Here is a 6,636-nt window from a genome sequence, read left to right as displayed (position 1 = left end):
ACGGAGTGAAGAAAACACATTATTATCCCCCTCTATAAATAAAGAAAAAATCAAATTTATTCCCTTTTGAAAGCCTATCATTCCTTATTCTCCGTTAGAAAAATATTTTTTGAATTGCGTATAACGTCCTATATACGTAACAAATGTACAATATTCGTATATATTAAACTTATAACATTCGTATATCATTTTATATTTTAAACCAAATTATTCTTTTATACTTCAATAAACCAACTAAATAAATCAAATTAAACGAAATTAAATATTTGTATTTACGAATGTTTTATTATATTTGCAAAAAACAGAACAATATGCAAATTGAAACCTTATTAGACGATTATGAAAGAAAGTTGGTGCTTCAAAGATATAGTGAAAATTCTATTCTTAACTACAAAAGTGCAGTAAAAAACTTTCTGCAAATTGCAGAAAAAAAATTTAGCAATCCCGACGAACTTGGTGTGGCTGAAATAGAAAAATATGTGTTTTGGAAAATAAATAAGCATACTATAAGCCATTCATATCAAAGGTTGATAGTAGCATCTATAGAAAAATTCTACCATTTGGTTGTTGGCGTTAAATTGAACCTGAAACATTTGTACCCCTCACGCCAAACACATGCATTACCTAAATACATAAGTCAAAAAGAAGTAAAGAGAATGATTGAACTAACGACTAATCAAAAGCACAGGTGTATTATTAAACTTTTGTACGGGTGTGGGTTGCGTTTGAGTGAATTGCTAAATCTAAAAATTACTGATATCGATTCGGGCAATATGGTTGTTCATATTCGAAATTCAAAAGGAAATAAAGACAGGGTGGTCATGCTTTCTGATCAATTATTACAAGATTTGAGAGAGTATTTTTTAGTATATAAACCCAAAGAGTATCTGATAGAAGGACAAGGAGGCGGATTATATTCCGAAAAAAGCGTGCAAAATGTAGTGAAAAGTGCAGCTGTGAGAGCAGGCATCAAAAAACAAGTAACTCCGCATGTACTGCGTCACAGTTTTGCTACTCATTTACTTGAAAATGGTACTGATATAAGATATATCCAGCAATTATTGGGACATTTATCCATCAAAACAACAGAGATTTATACACATATAACCGATATTTCCAAGTCAAAAATCAAAAGTCCGTTGGATTTTTTGTAATGCATTGTTTTTTCTATAATCATGCTACCCGATTGGAGTTTGGATATAAGAATATAAGCGTCAGGGTATTTTACATAGCGACATTTATAATCAAGGACGTTTTTAGTATAAAATCTAACTTATGACTTACAAAAACTATAACACTACATTAAAAATTCATTTATTTCCCAAACAAACAAATTTAATAACATCTAAATGTTATTTTTGTGCTCAATGGCAAAATCCGAAAAGAAAAAGAAACGTTTTATCAATACTCCAACGTATCCTGGAGGTAAGGCTGCTTTTAATAAATTTATTAAAGCGAATTTGAAATATCCCGAAAAGGCAATAGAACACGCTATTGAAGGTTTTGTTTTTGTGGAGTTTTGGGTGGATTCAAACGGTGATGTAGTCAAATCTGTAGTTACTAAGGGTTTGGGTTATGGTTGCGACGAAGAGGCATTAAGGATTATTTCTCTTTTGAAGTACAATCCTGCAAAAAATAGGGGTTTGTTGGTAACATCGAAAATTAAGACTCGTATATTCTTTAAGCCGCCTAATGTTGTCAAACTTACAGGCGACAGTACTGTTAATTATCACAATGTTTCGACTAAAAAACCGGAAAAAGCTACTGAAGAGAAGAAACAAACGAACACTTATACGTATAGCATTCGTTTTTAATTAGTGAGTTTTTTGGGTTGCTTTTGGCTATTGGCTGGTTCGGGTTGCGGGTTGCATGTTGCGGGTTACGTGTTGCGGGTTGCGAGGCAATTTTCAATTAACAATTAGTAATTAGCAATTAATTAATAATCGTACATTGCACCATTCACCGACCACCATTCACCATTCACCATTCACCGACCACCACTCACCACTCACAAATTTATTGTAGTTTTGCTGCATGTTTATCAGTTGTCAGCATATTATAGCTAAGATGAATGAAGCGGGAAAGACGAAAACTCCGTTTCTGTTTGCCGTTAACTATGAGATGAGCGAAGGATTTTTTATAGAAAATCCGTTACAACAATCTCATGTTCTTTTTGATATCAACGGTATTAGTAATGCCGACAAAGGTTCTTTGCAAGATAAGGATTTTGTGTTTGAACGTTATCCCGAAAGTTATGAAACATATGAAAAACGATTTAATTATGCTATGGATGCCTTACGTAAAGGCGAAATATCATTGCTAAATCTTACTATAAAAACTCCTATAAAAACATCGCTATCGCTGCAGGAAATATTTGAGCGAAGTAAAGCAAAGTACCGTTTGTACGTTCCTGAAAAGTTTGTCTGTTTTTCGCCTGAAAGATTTATTGTAATAAAAGAAGGAAAAATCTTTTCTCATCCTATGAAAGGCACAATTGACGCTACTTTGCCAAATGCTGCCGAAACATTACTAAACAACAGCAAAGAATTAGCTGAACATCAGACTATGGCAAAGCTCACCTGCAATGATTTGGAGCGTGTTGCAAGCAATGTTAAGGTAAATCGTTTTAGATATATAGACAAGTTAAAAACAAACAACGGCTACATTTTGCAGACGAGCTCCGAAATTGAAGGCACCCTACCCTACGATTATCTGCAAAACTTAGGAACATTGTTTTTTAAATTGCTTCCGGCTGGTTCTATTTCGGGTTCTCCACGCGATGCTGCTTTGCGTGTTATTCGCGAATGCGAACAACAAACTCGCGGCTATTACAGCGGTGTGGTTGGTTATTTTGATGGAGAAAATTTAGATTCAGGAGTTTTAATTCGCTTTATTGAAGAAGAAAACGGCAAAATGTATTTCCGTAGTGGTGGTGGAATTACAGCCGATAGTAATTGCGAAAGCGAGTATTTGGAAGCTATTCAGAAAGTATATTTACCTTTTTAAACGAGTAATATGTTTCTTGAAACTATTTGTATAAAAAACGGCGTTGCACAAAACCTTGAACAGCACATAAAGCGAATGCAAAATACCGCTCATAGCTTCGGATTTATAGCTCCCGTATTACCCGATATATCGGCACATACGCCAACAGAGTTAAGAGAAAGTCCGAAAGTGAAATGCAGTATTGTGTATCACAAACAAATTCTGAATATCACATTTACTGAATACCAACCAAAAACAATTAACTCGCTAAAATTAGTCGAGGCAAACGTGGATTATTCGTTTAAATTCTCCGATAGGTCTGAACTAAATGAGTTATTGCAAAACAAAGGTAATTGCGACGAAATTTTAATTGTAAAAAACAATTGCATTACTGATACATCGTTTAGTAATGTGGTTTTCAGAAAAAACAACGATTTTTTCACCCCCGATACTTACCTGCTAAACGGCATCAAACGACAAACACTTCTTGCCAATAAAACAATAACAGAAACACGCATTACTGTATGCGATTTGCATCAGTTTGACAAAATTTATCTTATCAATGCTATGCTTGATATAGAAGACAATCTTAGCTTGAGTATGGATAAACTACTGAACAGTACAACCTGAAAAAAGCAGAGATCCTTTTAAAATAAGTTTGCTTTTACTATCGCTGTCGGCTGCGGTTACATTGGGACGCTTATCGCTGTATCCGCCAAAAGCGGAATCGAAATTGGGTTTTACGCACCAATCTTCGGGAACATAAAGCGTTACTCCACCGAAAATAGCATCTATATCAAGATGGACGGTTGTGTCGGGCAAAGTTGTTTTACGAAAATCTATAACTATTCCACCAAAAGCTACATCTAAGTCTCCGCCCCTGAATACGGGCTCAAGGAAAACACTTTCGGAACTGCCAAAAACTATATCTTTTGATATCCATCCGCCTGATTCACCTGTGGCAGACTGAGTACCGACAAAATTAGTTATAAAAGAAGTTCTTTTCTTTCTGCTTACAGCAACTTCTATTATCAGAAATAAACCAATGATTATCAGTAAAAGGGGCCAAAAGTTAGATGTAAAATCTTTACCTGCACTGCCTAAAAAGCCCGGATAAACACTTTCAAAACGCGGTAAAATGAAAAATACTCCGAGCAATAATAAGATTGTGGGAAACATTTTCTGTCTCTTGAAATAACCCATAATCGCTAACAAAATTAAAAGCATGGGCCAAGAAAAAATAATGGATTTGAATGCAGGGTTTAACCAACCTATGTTAAAGGCAAACAAAATCAAACCGCATAGTACAAGCACAATACCAAGCATGGCTACAAAGCTAAGCGTATTTTTTTTCCTATTATTACAACATGTGTCTTTATTCATGATTATATGATATTTAAGGTTAACAATCTGGTAATTACATATCCTACAAAATTAGATAATTCTATAAAAGAAAATGGTAAAATAGTATTAAATTTTTATTAGTTTTTATTATTCGTGTTGCGGGGTGCGTGTTGCGGGGTGCGGGGTCAATTTTCAATTAACAATTGGTAATTATCAATCAGTTCCGAAGTTTTGGGGATAATTAAAAATCACTCATCACTCATCACTCATCACTCATCACTCATCACTCATCACTCACCACTCATCACTCATCACTCATCACTCATCACTCATCACCACCATTCGAGCACTAATATCAGCTTTTAGCTATCTATAGATTTATTTTCTTCGGAATACAATTGACGTAGCGGCTTTAAAAGGGTCACTGCCAACAGCAAAACTCCATAGAAGAAGTAAAACGTGTGTAGCCAATGGAAACCTTTTAGGAAATAGACTTCCATATAAATCCAAATGATTAGTGCAAAACCCATGTACACCGACCAAGTCCATGACCAGTGCATATCGGGAAGTGGGTTTAGAGCTTGTGCAAACTTGCAATCCTTGCGTTTTATTAATCCCCAAACAACAAAAATCGGTATTAAACCAAGCACGGTAAACAATATAATACCGGGTATTAGAAAGTTTTTAAACGGCGAATGTTGCAACATTAATTCGGGTGTCATTTCCATCCATCCTTCGGGAAAAATAATAAAAGCACCACCGCCAAGCAAAGCTCCTACCGAAAGAAAGAGCAAAAGAAATACTAAAAAGTTTCGTGTTTTCATAATATTATTGTTTTATGTTTATAAAGAAAAGTAAACTTTGTAGGTAACCATTGGCACAATTCCAGGAAGAAGTGCTTCGACACATTCATGTTTTTGTGCATCATACGACATTCCCAAAACATTTCTCCTGTTGGTTACGTTTTGCAGGTCTATTGCCAATTCATCGGTAAAGCGTTTGTGGTTTTTACGATATCCAAAGCGAAAGTCAATTCTGAAATAATTTTTAATTTTCAAAGCATTAATACGACTTTCATCAAAAACTATATAACCAGCTTCTTGTGTCTCTTCTATCAACACTGGTGTATAGCGAGTTCCACCTGCCCACGAACCTTTTAAATCGGTAAAAATTGTCCAGTTGTTTTTTAGGTTGAATTCGTATCCTGCGGCTAAATTCATTAAGAATCTTCCGTCGAAAACTGTACGCCATCGCTTATCGTTAAAGCCATTGGTGTAAGACGAATTATACAAAGTAGTATTAAACAACATATAATAATTTTTGCTTAAAAACTTTTCTATAGTAAACTCTACTCCGTAATTTCTTCCGGTTCCTTTGCTAACTAAGCTATCCTCTCTTTGTATGTAGTTATCCCCTGCTCCACCGGCATGTAGCAAAGTCCAATACGAATCAGGATTGTTTTTTACAGGAATACTGTATAAGTGTTGGTAATACACCTCAACTTTTGTGTGCCAATTAGGAGCAAAAGCCCAATCGTAGAACGCATCTAATTGTGCACTTCGCGAATAATCCAAGTTTTTGTTTGTGTACTCAAATCCGCCTGGCACAGGTGTTTTGATAAAATAAAACGAGCGGGGCTGCATTTGGCTGTACAATCCGCCCGAAAGTGCAATTGTATGACTTGCAGTAGGCGTATATTTTACTCCCATGCGGGGTTCGATGCTGTACTTATCGTTAAGTGTTTTATACATGCCGAAAACGCCTCCTGTAACAGAAAACACTGAAGATAAATTGTGTCTGTACTGGGCGTACGCACGTAAAAGATTAAAGTCTCCATTTTCGTTTGTTACAATTCCATCGGAAAAAAATTGAGGATCTGTTTTCTCCAAATACTTAAAGTCGTAAAAATCGTATTTCAACCCGCCAACAAGTGTAGAATTATATGAAAATCTGTGAGTTAGTTCCGAATATGCAGAATATTTGTTTTCGATGGCATTTTCGTGCCAAACTACGTCCCAATCTGTTCCTATGTCCCTATTCATAGTATCTACATACATTCGGCTGTCGCTTCTAACAAAAGAAACAATATTTTTCATCTCAGTTTTTGGTGAAAATTTAACCTTATGAGTTGCTCCAAGTACGTAAGCTAAAGAGTTTACTTCAATTTGTTGATAGAAAGTTGCTTCGTAATCACTCATATCAAAAAATTCCAACATACCTTCATCGATAGTAAAATCAACATTGCTTGTACCCCAAATTCCCAACACCGATATGGTGTTTTTGTCGTTCAGTTCAAAATCTGTTTTA

Annotated in this window: 7 protein-coding genes; 4 read left to right on the top strand and 3 right to left on the bottom strand. The window is 35.3% G+C overall.

Going from position 1 to position 6,636, the window contains the following annotated elements:
• Window positions 1-311 precede the first annotated feature (311 nt).
• From PHP31_09700 to PHP31_09685, 4 genes are all read left to right on the top strand, one after another.
• The gene (locus tag PHP31_09700; protein ID MDD3739550.1) at window positions 312-1,154 is read left to right on the top strand and encodes a tyrosine-type recombinase/integrase; all 843 of its coding nucleotides are present in this window, start codon (window positions 312-314) and stop codon (window positions 1,152-1,154) included.
• Between the two features lie 213 nt (window positions 1,155-1,367).
• The gene (locus tag PHP31_09695; protein MDD3739549.1) at window positions 1,368-1,814 is read left to right on the top strand and encodes an energy transducer TonB; all 447 of its coding nucleotides are present in this window, start codon (window positions 1,368-1,370) and stop codon (window positions 1,812-1,814) included.
• Window positions 1,815-2,034: 220 nt separating this feature from the next.
• Window positions 2,035-3,006, top strand: a complete 972-nt coding sequence (locus tag PHP31_09690; protein MDD3739548.1) for an aminodeoxychorismate synthase component I — start codon at window positions 2,035-2,037, stop codon at window positions 3,004-3,006.
• Between the two features lie 9 nt (window positions 3,007-3,015).
• Window positions 3,016-3,615: an aminotransferase class IV gene (locus PHP31_09685; GenBank protein ID MDD3739547.1), complete on the top strand. Its 600-nt coding sequence runs from the start codon at window positions 3,016-3,018 to the stop codon at window positions 3,613-3,615.
• Here the strand turns inward: PHP31_09685 and PHP31_09680 are convergent.
• From PHP31_09680 to PHP31_09670, 3 genes are all read right to left on the bottom strand, one after another.
• On the bottom strand, window positions 3,595-4,368 hold the full coding sequence (locus PHP31_09680; GenBank protein MDD3739546.1) for a DUF5668 domain-containing protein: 774 nt from the start codon (window positions 4,366-4,368) through the stop codon (window positions 3,595-3,597). The two genes, PHP31_09685 and PHP31_09680, sit on opposite strands and share 21 nt — an antisense overlap.
• Before the next feature lie 323 nt (window positions 4,369-4,691).
• Window positions 4,692-5,153 (bottom strand): hypothetical protein, encoded by a 462-nt coding sequence (locus PHP31_09675; GenBank protein ID MDD3739545.1) that lies wholly within the window; start codon window positions 5,151-5,153, stop codon window positions 4,692-4,694.
• 18 nt (window positions 5,154-5,171) lie between these two features.
• The coding region (locus PHP31_09670; protein ID MDD3739544.1) for a TonB-dependent receptor at window positions 5,172-6,636 on the bottom strand (1,465 nt) is incomplete at its 5' end.

Source organism: Lentimicrobiaceae bacterium, from assembly GCA_028697555.1.
GTDB lineage: Bacteria > Bacteroidota > Bacteroidia > Bacteroidales > UBA4417 > UBA4417.
The sequence above is the reverse complement of the archived record's forward strand: the minus strand, read 5'-3'. Positions and strand labels throughout refer to the sequence as shown.